Annotated in this window: 15 protein-coding genes; 11 read left to right on the top strand and 4 right to left on the bottom strand. The window is 69.6% G+C overall.

Annotated elements, in window-relative coordinates:
• Positions 1 to 131 precede the first annotated feature (131 nt).
• The 3 genes from AC3A46_RS01950 (at position 132) to ppsA (ending at position 4,846) form a co-directional block, all read left to right on the top strand.
• The gene (locus AC3A46_RS01950; RefSeq protein WP_487663561.1) at positions 132 to 761 is read left to right on the top strand and encodes an ABC transporter ATP-binding protein; all 630 of its coding nucleotides are present in this window, start codon (positions 132 to 134) and stop codon (positions 759 to 761) included.
• Positions 758 to 2,251 carry a hypothetical protein gene (locus AC3A46_RS01955; protein WP_487663562.1) on the top strand — a complete coding sequence of 498 codons (1,494 nt, stop codon included), beginning with the start codon at positions 758 to 760 and terminating at the stop codon, positions 2,249 to 2,251. Before AC3A46_RS01950 ends, AC3A46_RS01955 begins: the two co-directional genes overlap by 4 nt.
• Positions 2,252 to 2,425: 174 nt before the next feature.
• Complete coding sequence (gene ppsA, locus AC3A46_RS01960) at positions 2,426 to 4,846, top strand: phosphoenolpyruvate synthase (RefSeq protein WP_487663563.1); 2,421 nt, start codon at positions 2,426 to 2,428, stop codon at positions 4,844 to 4,846.
• Here ppsA and AC3A46_RS01965 read toward each other — a convergent pair.
• Positions 4,833 to 5,390 carry a flavodoxin family protein gene (locus AC3A46_RS01965; RefSeq protein WP_487663564.1) on the bottom strand — a complete coding sequence of 186 codons (558 nt, stop codon included), beginning with the start codon at positions 5,388 to 5,390 and terminating at the stop codon, positions 4,833 to 4,835. The genes ppsA and AC3A46_RS01965 overlap by 14 nt on opposite strands.
• 265 nt (positions 5,391 to 5,655) lie before the next feature.
• On the opposite strand from AC3A46_RS01965, the gene AC3A46_RS01970 reads away from it, so the two are divergent.
• Together AC3A46_RS01970 and AC3A46_RS01975 are read left to right on the top strand one after the other, a co-directional pair.
• On the top strand, positions 5,656 to 6,501 hold the full coding sequence (locus AC3A46_RS01970) for a universal stress protein (RefSeq protein WP_487663565.1): 846 nt from the start codon (positions 5,656 to 5,658) through the stop codon (positions 6,499 to 6,501).
• Positions 6,502 to 6,504: 3 nt separating this feature from the next.
• Positions 6,505 to 6,972, top strand: a complete 468-nt coding sequence (locus tag AC3A46_RS01975; protein ID WP_487663566.1) for a hypothetical protein — start codon at positions 6,505 to 6,507, stop codon at positions 6,970 to 6,972.
• Between the two features lie 84 nt (positions 6,973 to 7,056).
• On the opposite strand, the gene AC3A46_RS01980 is transcribed toward AC3A46_RS01975, so the two are convergent.
• Together AC3A46_RS01980 and AC3A46_RS01985 are read right to left on the bottom strand one after the other, a co-directional pair.
• A complete protein-coding gene (locus AC3A46_RS01980; RefSeq protein ID WP_487663567.1) occupies positions 7,057 to 7,701 on the bottom strand; it encodes a response regulator in 645 nt (214 codons plus the stop codon).
• Entirely contained in the window at positions 7,698 to 9,422 is a 1,725-nt protein-coding gene (locus AC3A46_RS01985) for a sensor histidine kinase (RefSeq protein WP_487663568.1), read from the bottom strand. Before AC3A46_RS01985 ends, AC3A46_RS01980 begins: the two co-directional genes overlap by 4 nt.
• A gap of 151 nt (positions 9,423 to 9,573) precedes the next feature.
• Here AC3A46_RS01985 and adhP point away from each other — a divergent pair, with 151 nt between their 5' ends.
• From adhP to AC3A46_RS02005, 4 genes are all read left to right on the top strand, one after another.
• On the top strand, positions 9,574 to 10,650 hold the full coding sequence (gene adhP, locus AC3A46_RS01990; RefSeq protein ID WP_487663569.1) for an alcohol dehydrogenase AdhP: 1,077 nt from the start codon (positions 9,574 to 9,576) through the stop codon (positions 10,648 to 10,650).
• 67 nt (positions 10,651 to 10,717) lie between these two features.
• Entirely contained in the window at positions 10,718 to 10,966 is a 249-nt protein-coding gene (locus AC3A46_RS01995) for an SHOCT domain-containing protein (RefSeq protein WP_487663570.1), read from the top strand.
• A 115-nt stretch (positions 10,967 to 11,081) separates the two neighbouring features.
• Positions 11,082 to 11,498, top strand: a complete 417-nt coding sequence (locus AC3A46_RS02000) for a DUF6153 family protein (protein ID WP_487663571.1) — start codon at positions 11,082 to 11,084, stop codon at positions 11,496 to 11,498.
• Positions 11,499 to 11,589: 91 nt separating this feature from the next.
• Positions 11,590 to 12,183, top strand: coding sequence for a DUF305 domain-containing protein (locus tag AC3A46_RS02005; RefSeq protein WP_487663572.1), 594 nt, complete (start codon positions 11,590 to 11,592; stop codon positions 12,181 to 12,183).
• Between the two features lie 158 nt (positions 12,184 to 12,341).
• Here AC3A46_RS02005 and AC3A46_RS02010 read toward each other — a convergent pair whose 3' ends face one another.
• The gene (locus AC3A46_RS02010) at positions 12,342 to 13,265 is read right to left on the bottom strand and encodes an aminoglycoside phosphotransferase family protein (protein WP_487663573.1); all 924 of its coding nucleotides are present in this window, start codon (positions 13,263 to 13,265) and stop codon (positions 12,342 to 12,344) included.
• Between the two features lie 72 nt (positions 13,266 to 13,337).
• Between AC3A46_RS02010 and AC3A46_RS02015 the strand changes: the two genes are divergently transcribed.
• Positions 13,338 to 14,117 carry a DeoR/GlpR family DNA-binding transcription regulator gene (locus AC3A46_RS02015; RefSeq protein ID WP_487663574.1) on the top strand — a complete coding sequence of 260 codons (780 nt, stop codon included), beginning with the start codon at positions 13,338 to 13,340 and terminating at the stop codon, positions 14,115 to 14,117.
• On the top strand, positions 14,114 to 15,055 hold the full coding sequence (gene pfkB, locus AC3A46_RS02020; protein ID WP_487663575.1) for a 1-phosphofructokinase: 942 nt from the start codon (positions 14,114 to 14,116) through the stop codon (positions 15,053 to 15,055). The genes AC3A46_RS02015 and pfkB overlap by 4 nt, the downstream gene beginning before the upstream one ends.
• Positions 15,056 to 15,066 lie beyond the last annotated feature (11 nt).

Here is a 15,066-nt window from a genome sequence, read left to right on the forward strand (position 1 = left end):
TCGCGGGCCAGAAATCCGTCGCAGACCCTCCCGAAGAGGCGGGTGTTCGGTCGCCCCGTGCGTCTACCCTGGTGTCGCATCGACAACTCATGACGTCGGGGGAGATCTGTGGGCTCGGTGAGGATGGAAGCATGATCGAAGTCGACGAGGTCGGTGTGAACGCGGGTGACGTGACGCTCCTCGCGCCTGTCTCGGTGACGGCGCAACGGGGTGAGGTTCTGGTCGTGCGCGGTCGCAACGGGTCGGGGAAATCGACGCTGCTGCGTGTGCTGGCCGGGACCCGGACGCCTTCGACGGGAACAGTTCGGATCGGCGGCGCTGGTGTGATCGACCGCGACCGTGGCTTCCGTCGACGGGTTGCCTCGATGATCGGCCTGCCGCCGATGGCTCCTGATCTCACCGTGTTCGATCATGTGTCGCTGGTCGCGACGACGTGGGTAGGCGACTCCGCCGAGGCAGGGAACCTCGCGCGCGGTGTGCTCGCCGAGTTGGGGCTGGACACCATGGGTGAGCGGTTCCCCCATGAGCTGTCGTCCGGGCAGACACAGCTCTTCGGTCTTGCGCTGGTCCTCGCCCGCCCGTTCGAGGTGTTGATCCTCGATGAGCCAGAGCAACGGCTGGACCCCGACCATGTCGAGTCGGTGATCCGCGTGCTGCGTGCCCGGTGTGAGGACGGTGCGACGTTGGTCGTGGCGACGCATAGTCCGGTGCTCGCCGACGGGTTGGCTGATCGCACCCTCTGGTTGGATGCCGCGGCGTGAGCGTCCGGTCTGGAGCAGCGATCGCGGTGTGGCGCGCCCGCAACGTCCGCACGCACGGCGAGCGCGGGTACCTGGTCTACCTGATCCTGATGGTCGCGCTGGTCACGGTGATACCCCTCTCGCGAGCTGTATGGCTGAGCGCGACGAGCGCAGCCGGAGTCGCGGCGTTCGCGTCGCCTGCGGCACCCGGGGTGACGGTGCTCGTGGTCGCAGGCCTCTGGGCGAGCGCACTGCTGTGGGGCCGCGACCGTGGCCCTGCGTTGCACCCGCCGTTCCTGACGCACGTGCTTGCCACGAGCGATCTGCCCCGATCTGACACGCTCCGTGGCCCTCTGCTGCGCGCCGGCGTGCTGGTGAGCGCGTTGACGACCCTCGTCGCCGGGCTTGTCGCGGGCAGCCTCATGAGTGCCGGGCTGGCTGGTCCCCTCAGTGTGGTGATCTTCACGGCGGCCGGCGTGATGGTCGGCGTGATCGCGACCGTGGCGTGGCTCGCCGGACAATCGCTTCCCCGCGCCGCGGTTCCGGCGGCGCTCGGCGTGATCGCGTCAGGGGTGGCCAGCGCGCTCATTCCCGAAATGCGACTCGTGACCCCTTGGGGTTGGGTCGGGATCAGTTACCCCGGCGACGAAGCACCATTTGCCCTTGCTCCGCTGATGGCACTGACCGCCGCGCTCATCGCCATTGTGCCGGTGCTGATGAATCGGCTCGGCGTTTCGGAGTTGGCGGCGCAGGCTGCTCGCTGGGACTCGGCAACCATCCACGTCATGAGCATGGACGTCAACACAGCAGCCGCCGTCTACCGAGCAAGGCCGCACCACGGTCGGCGCATCCGCGCAGTGCGACCGGAGCACCGCATGCCGGTGATGTTCCTGATACGGGATGCTGTCGGGGCGATGCGGACACCGGGCCGGTTCATCGTCGGGGTCCTCGCCCTCGTCGGCGCGGGAGCGCTGATCACCGTCGCGTTCGCCCCGACCAGTCCAGGTTGGCTGCTCGGAGCCGCCGCCGGCCTGGTCCTCTTCGCCGGCCTCGGTCCCCTGACCGACGGAGTCCGCCACGCCGCGAGCGTGGCGTCAGACATCCCCCTCTACGGAATCAGCGATGAGCACCTGCTCGCCCATCACCTCCTCTTTCCGTTTGCGGTCACCGCCCTCGTGCTCGTCGCAGCCGTGATCGTCTGCTCAGTGATCGCGGGCATCGCCGGCACCGGACCGATCCTCAGCGCCCTCGTACTCGGTGTGCTCGCCCTCACCACCCGGGTCGGCAGCGCGCTGAAGGGCCCGCTCCCGCCTGTGCTGCTCGCCCCGATCCCGACGCCGATGGGCGACTTCGGCGCGGCCGTCAGGGTGACGTGGGCTCTCGACGCCGTGCTCCTCGCGGCCCTGGCCGGTGCGTCTGTGGCAGCAGGGTTCCAAAGTCCCGCCCTGCTCGTTGCCGTGACGACCACTGTGCTCGGGGTCACGATCAACCGATGGCGTCGCCGAGGCTGAATCTTCATCGCGTTCATCACTCGGCGCCGCAAGCGGACCACCTCGGAGCGGTCCCGGTGAACCGCGCGACCGGCGCTGGCTCACGGGCGCTGGCTCACCGGCGCCGGAATCGACCACCGGGCTGACGGGACCTTGGGCCCACGGCCGGGGCGCGCGACGACGCACAGTCGTCACATGATGAACATCATCCCGCTCGAGCGGATCACGATGGCCGACCTGCCGCAGGTCGGCGGCAAGAACGCATCCCTGGGTGAGATGATCTCCCGCCTGAGCGAGGCTGGGCTTCGCGTCCCCGGCGGATTCGCCACCACGGCGGATGCGTATCGCGCCTTCCTCGGCGTGGGCTCTCTCGCCGAGCGCATCGATGCGCTGCTGGCACCGCTGGACGTGTCGGACGTCGTGGCGCTCGCGGCGGTCGGCACCACGATCCGGGGATGGATCGAGGCGCAGCCGCTGCCGGACGACCTCGAGGCCGACATCCGTGCTGCCTACTCCGTCCTCATCGGTGCCGATCCCGATCCGGCGAACGTCACGTGGGCCGTGCGTTCATCGGCGACGGCCGAGGATCTGCCCGACGCCTCGTTCGCCGGTCAGCAGGAGACCTACTTGCACATCGCCGGCATCGACAATGTGCTGAAGGCGGTCAGGAAGGTCTTCGCCTCGCTATACAACGACCGCGCCATCGCGTACCGCGTGCATCAGGGGTTCGCGCACGGCGATGTCGCGCTCTCGGCCGCCGTGCAGCGGATGGTCCGATCCGACGTCGGCTCGTCAGGTGTCATGTTCACCATCGACACGGAGTCGGGATTCGACCGGGCGGTGCTCATCACCAGCGCCTACGGTCTCGGCGAGGCCGTGGTGCAGGGGGAGGTGAACCCCGACGAGTTCACGGTCTACAAGCCCGCCGTGCGCGACGGACGCCTGGCGATCCTCGGCCGTCAGGTCGGCGGGAAGGCGGTCGCGCTGCGGTTCGCTCCCGGCCATGAGGTCGGCTCCAGCACGGTGATGACCACGGTGCCGGTGGCCGAGCGGCGGGTCTTCAGCATCTCCGACGACGAGGTGAACGAACTCGCGCGGTATGCGCTGATCATCGAGGACCACTACGGGCGCGCGATGGACATCGAGTGGGCCCGAGACGGCGTCGACGGACGGCTGTACATCCTGCAGGCGCGCCCGGAGACCGTGGCCTCGCGTGCCGACGGACACGTCGTCAAGAGGTTCATGCTCCGCGAGCACGGCCCGGTGCTGGCAGAGGGACGCGCCATCGGTCAGCGGATAGGCGCCGGAAGGGTGCGCGTGGTCAGATCGACGGCGGAGATGGAGCGGGTGAAGGACGGCGACGTCCTGGTGGCCGAGATGACCGACCCCGACTGGGAGCCGGTGATGAAGCGCGCCGCAGCAATCGTGACCGACCGCGGCGGACGCACCTGCCATGCCGCGATCATCGCGCGTGAGCTGGGCATCCCCGCTGTCGTCGGCAGCGGGACTGCGACATCCGACCTCGTCGAAGACGCCGAGGTCACGGTCTCGTGCGCCGATGGTGACGAGGGGCATGTCTACGCCGGCCGGCTCGACTTCACGGAGGAAGAGATACCGATCGACAGGATGCCGGTGGCGCCGGTTCGGCTGATGATGAACCTCGGCACCCCCGAGCAGGCCTTCGCGTTCGCCGCGCTGCCCAATCACGGGGTGGGCCTGGCGCGGCTCGAGTTCGTCGTCGGCCACCAGATCGGCATCCATCCGCGGGCGCTGCTCGAGTTCGATGCGCTTCCCGAACCGCTCAGGACCGAGGTCGCGGACCGCATCGCCGCCTACCCGTCGCCGCGCGACTTCTTCGTCCGGCGGGTGGCCGAGGGGGTGGCGACGATCGCCGCGGCGTTCGCGCCCGAGCCGGTGATCGTGCGCACCAGCGACTTCAAGTCGAACGAGTATGCGCATCTCCTCGGCGGCGACCGTTACGAGCCGCGAGAGGAGAACCCGATGCTGGGGTGGCGGGGCGCGTCGCGCTACATCACACCCGCGTTCTCCGGCTGCTTCGCGATGGAGTGCGAGGCGCTGCGCCTCGTCCGTGACGAGATGGGCCTCACGAACCTGCAGATCATGGTGCCGTTCGTGCGCACGATCGCGGAGGCCGAGGCCGTGATCGCGGCGCTCGAGCGTCACGGTCTGAAGCGGGGGCGCAACGGGCTCCAGATCATGATGATGTGCGAGATCCCGTCGAATGCGCTCCTCGCAGATCGCTTCCTGGATCACTTCGACGGGTTCTCGATCGGCTCGAACGACATGACCCAGCTGGTGCTCGGCATCGATCGAGATTCCGAGCTGGTCGCCGGCGAGTTCGATGAACGCGATCCGGCCGTGCTCGAGGTGCTGCGGCTCGCGATCGACGCGTGCAACCGCCGCGGAAAGTACGTGGGAATCTGCGGACAGGGCCCGTCCGACCATCCCGACCTGGCGGACTGGCTCGTCGACCACGGCATCCGATCCCTTTCCTTGAACCCGGACTCGATCATGGACACCTGGCTACGGCTGGCACGGCGGGCGAAGGCGCCGGCGCCGGCACGCGACCGCGCGACCGCCCTCACGCCGACCTGACGGGCGCATTCAGCGTCGCGGCGAGCTCGGCGCCCCATTCGCGGGCGCGGTCGATCTGCCCCGGCTCGAGCGTGCTGTCGCGATCGACCAGGAAGCTCTGGGGCTCAGACACCCGGTGGCCGCCGGCCTTGGCGAGGCGGCGATCGATGGCAGCCGCTGCCGACCCGGTGAAGAGCCGGGGCATGTCGACCCGGGTGTCGAAGGCGGCGAAGCGGTGCGCGCGTATCGCGCCGGCAGCGAGCCATTCTCGGATGCCGGAATCGCTCCAGTCGTCGTCGAGGTGCAGGTGCTTCCGCTCGTCGCGGGCCCACGCGACCGCTTCGGCTCGGGATTCCGGGCGGCTCAGACCGTGCGCGTGGGTCGGCGCTCCGGCGATCACCGTGTCGATCTCGGTGGGCAGTTCGTCGACCTGCGCGATGGGGACGAGGGTGACAGTCCGGTGGGGACGGATGCCGTCCGCGATCGCCTCCGCGATCAGCCGCGTGTTTCCGAACATCGACTCGTAGACGATGACCGTCGAGTCGGTGGAGAGGGGCGTGGTCATGGTGTCTCACCTTTCGCGTGTGCTCGGCGCGGATCGCGCCGATGGGGGATCGTCCGGGCGTCCGGAGGCGTGCCGGTCCGCCGGCGGGGCGTGTCGGCTCCCTTCGTCCGCTCCTCATTGGAGCGGCACGCCCGTCGGGGTGTCGGGCCGAAGGTCCCGTGGTGTGTCCGGCGACCGGGGGACTTTCGGCCCATGACCGGAGTGCGAGCGGCGACTTGACTCTGGGGGACGGCGCACATCGCACCGATCCGAAGTGGAGTCGCTCATGGAACGCATCGTCCTCGGCTACGACGGAAGCCCGGCATCCGTGTCCGCGCTGTCGTGGGTGGCTGCGCGCGCCGGTCGTGAGGTGACGAAGGTCGGGCTCGTCAACGTGGTGTCCAGATCCACGCAGGATCGGGCGCCCGCGCTCGAACAGCTCGCGGATGCCGAGACCTTCCTGCGCGACCACGCGCCCGAGGTCGGTGTCGAGCTGCACCGGCTCGAGGGGGACGTGCCGGACTCCCTTTCGGAGTTCGCTGCCGACACCGATCTGCTCGTCGTGGGTATCAATCCGGGCCACCCGATCCGCGCCGCGCTGGCGGGCGCGATGCCACTGCGCATCAGCACGCGCGCGCGTGTTCCCGTCGTCATGGTGCCCGCGGGGTGGGTGGATGTGGGCGATCCGATCACCGTCGGCATCTCGGACCACGAGTCGTCCGGGACCGCGCTCGCATTCGCCGCGTCGGAGGCTGCCGAGACCGAGGCGTCCATCCGTCTGGTCCATGCGTGGCTCATGCCCACGCCGTCCTTCTCAGGGTCGGCCGCGCTGGTCGCGACGCAGGAGGATGTGGTGGCGGAGCACCGTGCGATGCTCACTGGCGCCGTGAACTGGGTCGTCGAGCGCTATCCGACGATGAGCCTGCAGAGCGAACTCGTTCGCGACAGTCGCTCGGCTGCGCTGCTGCGCTACGCGGCGCGCAGCTCGATGCTGGTCATCGGCACCCGTCATCGGGGCGTGCTCGCGGGGAACCTTCTCGGCTCCGTCGGCGAGGGCGTTCTGTGGCAGGCAGAGTGCCCGGTGGCGGTCGTTCCACGTGACGCGGTGCTGCACCGCGGGGGAGAGGAGTGAATCATGGTCCGTCTCGCACGGATCCTTCTGCTGAGTGCGCAGGCGTTCGTCGCGGTCACCGCGCTGGCGGGTGGGCTCGCCCTGATCGCCGGCAGCGTGAATCCGGCGTGGGGATCGATGCTCGTACCGCCACAGGAGTACCTGGAGGGATCGCCGTTCTCGTCCTACCTCGTTCCGGGGATGCTGCTCATCCTCCTTATGGCACCAGTGCACGCGGGCGCCTTCGTGACGACCATCTCGGAGTCCCGATGGGGGATCCCGCTCTCCGCGACCGGAGGTTTCGCGTGCCTGATCTGGATCTTCGTCCAGATGATCTACATCCCGTTCAGCTTCCTTCAGGCGCTGTACTTCGGGCTCGGCCTCGTCGAGCTCGGCCTCACGATGGTGCTTCTCGGGATCCTCAGTCACCCGGCGCAACTGCACCGTGAGACCTACGTGCCCCCGGCGGCGGTGCCGAACGTGCGCGGTTGAGTTCGCGGCATCCGTGCCTCGTGTCGCTCGGGGTGCCGGTGCGGGAGCGGCGAGCCGATCGGGCGGCAGCGTGACGGCGCTGCGTCAGCGATGCTCCTGGCCGCGGTGCTCGAGCTGGAACACGGCCGCCTGTGTGCGCCGCTCGAGTCCGAGCTTGCTCAGCAGCGACGACACGTAATTCTTCACCGTCTTCTCCGCGATGCCGAGCTCCTCGCCGATCTGCCGATTGGTCAGTCCGTCCGCGATCAGCCGCAGGATCTGACGCTCGCGCAGACCGAGCGACCCCAGACGCGGGTCGTCGGCGTCGGCACGTCGGCGGATCTGCTCCGCAGCGCGGTGGACGACCGCGTCGTCCATGAGCGAGCGGCCCCTGGCCACGGAGCGTATGGCGTCGACGAGCCGGGGGCCGCCGATGTCTTTCAGGATGTACCCCGCCGCACCGGCGAGAACGGCGGCGCCGACGGCTGAATCATCGTCGTATGCGGTCAGGATGAGGCATGCGACAGACGGCATACGGGAACGGATGTCGCGACAGAGGTCGATGCCGCTGCCATCGGGAAGCCGCACGTCGAGCACGGCGACGTCGGGCACGGTGGCTTCGATGCGTCCGGTCGCCTGACGGACGGTTTCGGCTTCGCCGACCACCTCGAGGTCCGCTTGCGATCTCACGAGGTCCACGAGCCCTCGTCGGACGATCTCGTGATCGTCGACGAGGAAGACGCCGATCATTGGTCGACCGCCCCCTTCTTGTCGGCCGCCGCCCCGAGCGGCACACGCCACCTGGCCGCGGTGCCGTCCGCGGACGACTCGATCGTGAACGAACCGCTGCGGGCGGCGGCCCTGTCCGCGAGGTTCTGGAGCCCGCTGCGCCGGTCGGTGTCAGTCATCCCGATCCCGTCGTCTTCGACCAGCACGACGACATCCTGATCGACGATCGCCACCTCCACCTTGATGCGATCGGCTCGGGAGTGGCGTACTGCGTTGCTGAGGAGTTCGCGAGCCACCCCCACGACCTCCGCGCTGAGGGGCCCGATGATCGCGTGATCCACAGGCCCCGTGAACCTGATCGCCGGCGGCCGCCGGAGGGTCGCTGACAGATCCGCTACGACATCGATCACTCGGTGGCGCAGTGAGCTCTCGTCGCGATGCGACAGCGCGAAGACGACGGTCCGGATCTGTGAGATCGCGTCGTCGAGCTGATCGATCGAGTCGCTCAGCCTCTCGGCGTCCGGTCCGGGCGGCTGGCCGCCCGCTATCGCCTGCAGGGTCAGGCCGGTGCCGAAGAGCTGCTGGATCACGTGGTCGTGCAGATCTCGCGCGATACGGCGCCGATCGTCCGCCAGCAGGGATCGCTGGGCATCCTCTCGGGCCTGCGCCAGTTCCAGCGCGATCGTCGCGCGAGAGGCGAAGTCGGCGATGCTCTGCACCTCCGCAGCCGTGAAACGCCGGCCGTCGGGATTGCGCGCCGCGCACACCACCCCCCACAGACGTGACCGTGTCCGCAGCGGCGCGGCCACCACCGGGCCCGCCCATCCATCCACGACCACCCGTGTCGGGTCGCCGCCCGGAGAGTGCTCACGCGCATGGGCGGTGGTGCGCCCCGTCGCCGAGGTCTCGGCAGCGCAGGTCCCGTCGGCCGCGAGCGAGGTTCCGCGGAGCCGTGCTTCATCCGGTCCGCGGGCGGCAGCGACGTGCAGCGGTGTCGTCGCGTCGTCCGCGAGCAGGACGGTCACCTTGTCGATGTCGGGCAGATCGAACATCCTGCCCGCGATGAGGTCGAAGGATGTCGCGGTCGGCGACGACAGCAATCCGGCCGACAGCTCGGCGGCGGCGCTCATCCAGCGTTCCCTCGTCCGCGCCTGCTCGAGCAGCCGTGCGTTCTCGATGGCGAAGCCCGCAGTCGTGGCGAGCGATTCGACCAGGCGTTCGTCCTCCTCCGTGAACTGGCCGTCTCGGCTGTTGGTCAGGTAGAGGTTGCCGAAGACCTCGCCGCGCACTCGCACGGGGACTCCGAGGAACGAATCCATGTGCGGGTGGTGGGCAGGGAATCCGCTGGCGCGCGCATCCTCCGCCATGTGGGGCAGGCGGATCGGGTGGGGGTCTGCGATCAACGCGCCGAGCAGCCCGTGGCCGGTCGGCAGATGGCCGATCGCGGCAGCTTCCTTCTCAGCCAACCCCACGTAGATGAACTCCTCGAGCGCATCGCGCTCGGGCGCGATCACGCCCAGAGCCCCGTACTCGGCGTTCGCGAGAGTGGTCGCTGCCTGCGCGATGCGCCGGAGCACGGTGGCGAGGTCGCTCTCCTCCACGACGACCTGGATCGCGCTGAGAAGATCGCGGAGCCTTCCTTGCGTGGCACGGACGCGCTCCGCCTGCGTCAGCAGCCTCGCCAGTGCCTCGTCGAGTTCGAGGCGAGGCTCATCTGGGAAAGACAGCTCTGGGCCGCTCACATCCTCTCCGTTTCCGCCGAGGCCACAGTACGGCGCGGTAGGAGACGCCGCCAGTGGCGACGGCGAGGATTCCCGCAGGACTTACGTCCCAGCGGCCCGGGTCACCCCCTGGAGAGACTGCGGGCATCCCGATTCTGCGGAGGAGATACTCATGAAGACTGCAGTCGTCAACGCGTTCGGCGCTCCCGCCGTCGTAGAGGAGCGGCCCACGCCGCAGCCCGGTCCCGGGCAGGTGCTGGTCCGGTTGGAGGCGTGCGGCCTGTGCCACACCGACATCCACGCCATGCGCGGGGACTGGCCGGTCAAGCCGGGGCTTCCTCTCGTGCCCGGGCACGAAGGCGTCGGCATCATCGAGCAGCTCGGCGACGGCGTCACCATCCGCAAGGTCGGCCAGCGGGTCGCGATGGCCTGGCTCGGGCATGCATGCGGGGAATGCCGCTATTGCGTGGACGGGCGCGAGAACCTGTGCGAGAAGCAGTACAACAACGGCTACTCGGTCGACGGGGGATACGCCGAGTACATGCTCGCGGATGCCCGCTTCGCCGTTCCGGTTCCCGATGGCGTCACGCCGTTGGATGCTGCCCCTCTGACGTGCGCGGGCGTGACCACGTACGCCGCGATCAAGAACGCGCACGTCACCCCGGGCGAGACCGTCGCCGTGTTCGGCATCGGCGGCCTGGGGCACCTCGCGGTGCAGTACGCGCGACTCGTCGGCGCGAAGGTCATCGCGGTGGACGTCAGCCAAGAGAAGCTCGCCCTCGCCACCGAACTGGGCGCAGACCACGTGGTCAACGCGGAGCTCACCGATCCCGTCGCGGCGATCCGCGATCTCGGCGGAGCCGACGCGGCGGTTGTTCTCGCTGTCGCTCGCACGGTCTTCCATCAGGCCTTCGAGTCGCTGAACAGGGGCGGGCGACTGGTGCTGGTCTCCCTGCCCGCGGACGGCACACTGACCATCCCGATCTTCGACACGGTGCTCCAGGGCATCAGCGTGATCGGCTCGATCGTCGGTACACGGCAGGATCTCGTCGAGGTCTTCGACCTCCACGCGGCCGGACGCACGCGCGTGATCACGCAGACCCGAGACCTCGAGCAGGTGAACGAATCCGTGGACGAGGTCCTCGCAGGCACGGTTCCCGCGAGGCTGGTGTTCACATATCACACGGCCGACGCGATGCGGGCGGGCGCATCGACCGAACAGCGTTCCGGCAGCGATCAGCCCGCCTGATCATGGCGAAGCGCAAGATCGATATCGCTGCGCGAGGTCGGGCCGGCACCGCAGGAAGGGGTTGACCATGATGTACGGCAATGATTTCGGAGCCGGGTGGATGTGGTTCGTCGGTATCGTGCTCGTGCTGATGCTGTTGGCGCTGACCGCGCTCATCATCATCGTGTCGGTCGGAGGCCCTTCGCGGGGGCGGTCGGCACGGCCGTCCGGCTCCGCAGGCTCCGCACGTCAGATCGCCGAAGAGCGTCTCGCGCGCGGCGAGATCACACCCGACGAATTCCGGCAGATCGCGCGTGTCATCGACGGGCGGGACTGACGCTCGCCATGGCGAGCGTCAGAGCCACGAGGAGCACGACGAGAGAGAGCAGTCACGCCGGATCAGATGCCGACCGCTGTGGACGATTATCCTGAGAGGAGGAGGTGAGATCTCGGTGATCGCTCTCGCGCAGCACCTGCGCCGCAGCCCCTACGGCCTGAGTCGTTCTGTGCTGCTGCTCGTCGCGCTCACCGCCGCACTCATCCTGGGGCTGCTCGCGATGCACGCGCTGAGCGCGCCCGCCGCTCATGCTGAGCCCGCCGCGGCGGCCGTGTCCGTCGAGGCAGGCGCCGCCCACGGCCACGATGCGCCACTGTCCGACGACGGCTGCCCGGACTGTGGTGAGCACGAAGCGATGCTCACGATGGCCTGCGTGCTTGCGCTCCTGGTGGCGTCGCTGCTCCTCCTGCTGCCCCGCGCCGGTGTCGCCTGGGGCATCCCGTTCGGACGGTCCGGACCTCCCGTGGTCGCCCGTCGGGCTGCGCTGTCCCGACCGCCGTCGCTTCTCGTTCTCTGCATCAGCCGTACGTGATGGCACCTCGCTGACCTCGCCGGTCAGCAGAGCTTTCGCGGGCGATCACATCGATCGTTCGCGCCACACGAACCGATGCAGGAGCAACCAGATGAAGAACCGCGCCGCGGCGACCGCCGCGATCACCTTGACCGTCCTACTCGCGCTCACCGGCTGCGCCGGCACCACCAGCAGTGGCGGGATGGACGACATGCCCGGGATGGGGTCACCGGCATCCGCATCCCCTGCCGCCGACGTGAACAACGCCGACATGCAGTTCACGATGATGATGATCCCGCACCACGAACAGGCCGTAGAGATGGCTGACATGATCCTCGCCAAGGACGGCATCGACGACCGCGTCACCGCACTGGCCGAGCAGATCAAGGCCGCCCAGGGCCCGGAGATCGAGTTGATGGAGTCGTGGCTCGATGGCTGGGGGACCCCGATGGGGGACATGGGCGGGATGGACCACGGAGGGATGATGTCGGACTCCGACATGCAAGCCCTCGAGGACGCCAGCGGAGTGGAGGCAGCCCGCCTCTTCCTGGACCAGATGATCGTCCACCATGAAGGTGCGATCGAGATGGCGCAGGACGAAGTCGACGACGGTCAGAACACCGATGTGATCGCCCTCGCCGAGAGCATCATCGCATCGCAGACGGCCGAGATCACCACGATGGAGGACCTTCTCGCGACCCTCTGACCATCTGGGGCCGGCCGCACCCGGCGGCCGGCTCCAGAGAATCAGCCCTCCCGCCCCCAGGGCCGCCGGGGGAGCAGACCCCTGAAAACCGCGGAAGGGCGCGGATCCTCGCGACAGCACAGCGGGGCAGTCGCGCCTCAGCGGACCGTGCCGTGGCCTCAGGCGTCCGCGAGCACCTCGGTGGCAGCATCCCGTCCCAGCGCGAAGTAGGCGGGGTTGTCGTCGCTGTGGGCCAGCAATATGAGCGCGACGGCCGCAGCCCAGGCGTGCGCGCGCACCCAGACATCGGCGTCGTAGGCTGAGCCCGCCGCCGTGATGAACCGCTCGCGCCCTGCGGCGTCGAATGCCAGCCAGGCCACCGCCAGGTCGTAGGCCGGGTCACCCGCGGTGACGTCACCGAAGTCGATGATCCCGGCGAGCGAGCCGTCGCGCGCGACGAGGTTGCCCGGGTGCAGGTCGCCGTGGATCCACACCGGCGTGCGATCCCACGGAGCCGCGGCGAGTCCTGCCTGCCACAGCGCGCGCACGGCGCACGCTGACGTGTCGTCGAGCAGGTCTCCGGCGCGCAATGTCCGCAGTCGCTCCTCGACAGTGCCGGTGCGAGCGCCGAGCGGCACACCACGGAAGGGATTGACCGGGTGATCCTCCGGTGCGTCGGCGTGCAGAGCGACGAGCGCACGGGCGAGCGCGTCGGCCCATTCGCCGCGCTCGGCGAGCGGCTGATCGAGAGCGGAGATGCCGTCGATCCACGGCACGACGGACCATGGCCAGGGGTAGGCGCGGCCCGCCACGCCGTCGACCACGGGCGCCGGAACGCGTACACCGAGCGGTGCGAGCCGCTCGGCCACACCCGGCAGCGCTGCCTGCTCGTGAAGGACGAGGGGTGCAGCGAGGGCGCGTCGGGGAAGTCGCACGGCGTACTCGTCGCCGAGCCGCCACACCTCGCTGTCCCAGCCCTCGGCGACCTTCCGGAGCGGCAGGTCGGCGGCGTCGGGGATGATCGCGAGCGCCTGATCCGCGAGCAGCCCGCGGATGACGGGGATGTCGATCGAGATCTCGGCGGTGGGCTTGTCGGGCACCATACGAAGGTACCCTCTTGCGAACGTGTGGGAATGTGTTGTAATGTGTGGGAATCCAACGGAGGGTTGTTCCACATGTACGCGACGGAGCGCCACGAGCAGATCGAGCTGCTGCTGGCTGCACAGAGCCGCGTGAGCGTCGTCGAGCTCGCTGAGCGCTTCGACGTCACGACCGAGACCATCCGTCGCGATCTCGATCACCTCGAGTCCGCCGGCGCGCTGCGCCGCGTTCACGGGGGAGCGGTGAGCCGGGAGCGCGCCAGCACGCGCGAGCCCTCGCTCGCCGAGCGCCTCGAGCACCACGGGGGCGCCAAGGCCGCCATCGGTCAGCGTGCCCTGGACGCCCTCGGCGCCGAATTCACCGGATCCGTCTTCCTCGACGCCGGCACGACCACCTCGGCCGTCGCCTCGGCGCTGATCCCGCGCCTCTCGAGCGCGCGGATCGAGGTCGTCACGCACTCTCTGACTCTCGGGAACACGCTGGCCGGCGTCCCGGGCGCCTCGCTCTCGCTGGTCGGGGGTCGCGTGCGCGGCCTCACCGCCGCGGCCGTCGGCGCCGACACGGTCCGCGCCATCGGCGCCCTGCGTCCCGACGTCGCCTTCGTCGGCACCAACGGTGTCTCCGCGACCTTCGGTCTCAGCACCCCCGACCCCGACGAGGCGGCTGTCAAGCGCGCGATCGTCGAGTCGGCGCGTCGGGTGGTCGTCGTGGCCGACGCCGAGAAGCTCGGCGCGGAGCTGCTCGTGGGCTTCGCGTCGCTGTCCGACATCGACGTGCTGGTGACGGATGCCGCACCCGACGCAGAACTCGCGTCCGCGCTCGCGGACGCCGACGTGGAGGTCTGGCTCGCATGATCGTGACGCTCACCGCCAACCCGTCCCTCGACCGCACGGTGATGCTCCCCGCGCCTCTGCAGGTCGGAGACGTGCAGAGCGCGGCCTCCACACGGGAGGATGCCGGCGGCAAGGGCATCAACGTCGCCCGCGCCGTCGCCGCCGCGGGCGAGGACTGCACCGCGGTGCTGCCGCTCGCGCCTGGTGATCCTTTCGACGCGGCCCTGCGCGCGGCACAGATCGACGCACAGCGCGTTCCGATCCGCGGCAACGTGCGCGCGAACATCGCGATCACCGACCCCGCCGGCGTCACCACCAAGCTGAACCTGCCCGGTGCGGAACTCTCGCCCGACGAGGTCTCCGCGGTGATCGACGCGGTGGTCTCCGCATCGGTGGGCGCGCGCTGGCTGGTGCTGGCGGGCTCGTTGCCTCCCGGCGTCGCCGATGACTTCTACGTGCGCGTGATCGCTGCCGTTCGGCGGGCGCACGGCGCGGACGCCCCGCTCATCGCGGTCGACACCTCGGGCCCCGCGCTCACCGCCGTCGTCGCCGACGGCGCGCCCGATCTCATCAAGCCGAACGACGAAGAGCTCGCCGAGCTCGCCGGCGTCGGCATCGACGGCGCCGACCCGCGGGCGGTGCTCGACGTGGCGCGCGTTCTCGTTCCCGCCCGCGTGCGGGCGGCGCTCATCACCCTCGGCTCGCGCGGTGCCGTGCTCGTCGCCACCGAGGGCGCCTGGGCGGCCACACCGCCGCCGATCCAGGTCGTGAGCACGGTCGGCGCGGGCGACAGTTCGCTCGCAGGATACGTGCTCGCCGCCACGCGCGGCGCCGACCAGGCCGAGCGGCTGCGCCTGGCCGTGCGGTACGGGTCGGCTGCAGCATCCCTTCCCGGCACGAAAGCGCCGGCTCCCGCAGACCTTCCCACCGGCGACGTGCCCGTCACGCGTCTCGACTGACACCCACCCAC

The organism is Microbacterium sp. Soil_C_42 (assembly GCF_057656735.1).

What these genes read in the sequence shown, in the direction of transcription:
- AC3A46_RS01950 (WP_487663561.1), top strand. Translation starts at nt 132, where the DNA reads ATGATCGAAGTCGACGAGGTCGGTGTGAACGCGGGTGACGTGACGCTC.
- ppsA (WP_487663563.1), top strand. Translation starts at nt 2,426, where the DNA reads ATGATGAACATCATCCCGCTCGAGCGGATCACGATGGCCGACCTGCCG.
- AC3A46_RS01965 (WP_487663564.1), bottom strand. Translation starts at nt 5,390, where the DNA reads ATGACCACGCCCCTCTCCACCGACTCGACGGTCATCGTCTACGAGTCG.
- AC3A46_RS01970 (WP_487663565.1), top strand. Translation starts at nt 5,656, where the DNA reads ATGGAACGCATCGTCCTCGGCTACGACGGAAGCCCGGCATCCGTGTCC.
- AC3A46_RS01975 (WP_487663566.1), top strand. Translation starts at nt 6,505, where the DNA reads ATGGTCCGTCTCGCACGGATCCTTCTGCTGAGTGCGCAGGCGTTCGTC.
- AC3A46_RS01980 (WP_487663567.1), bottom strand. Translation starts at nt 7,701, where the DNA reads ATGATCGGCGTCTTCCTCGTCGACGATCACGAGATCGTCCGACGAGGG.
- adhP (WP_487663569.1), top strand. Translation starts at nt 9,574, where the DNA reads ATGAAGACTGCAGTCGTCAACGCGTTCGGCGCTCCCGCCGTCGTAGAG.
- AC3A46_RS01995 (WP_487663570.1), top strand. Translation starts at nt 10,718, where the DNA reads ATGATGTACGGCAATGATTTCGGAGCCGGGTGGATGTGGTTCGTCGGT.
- AC3A46_RS02005 (WP_487663572.1), top strand. Translation starts at nt 11,590, where the DNA reads ATGAAGAACCGCGCCGCGGCGACCGCCGCGATCACCTTGACCGTCCTA.
- AC3A46_RS02010 (WP_487663573.1), bottom strand. Translation starts at nt 13,265, where the DNA reads ATGGTGCCCGACAAGCCCACCGCCGAGATCTCGATCGACATCCCCGTC.
- AC3A46_RS02015 (WP_487663574.1), top strand. Translation starts at nt 13,338, where the DNA reads ATGTACGCGACGGAGCGCCACGAGCAGATCGAGCTGCTGCTGGCTGCA.
- pfkB (WP_487663575.1), top strand. Translation starts at nt 14,114, where the DNA reads ATGATCGTGACGCTCACCGCCAACCCGTCCCTCGACCGCACGGTGATG.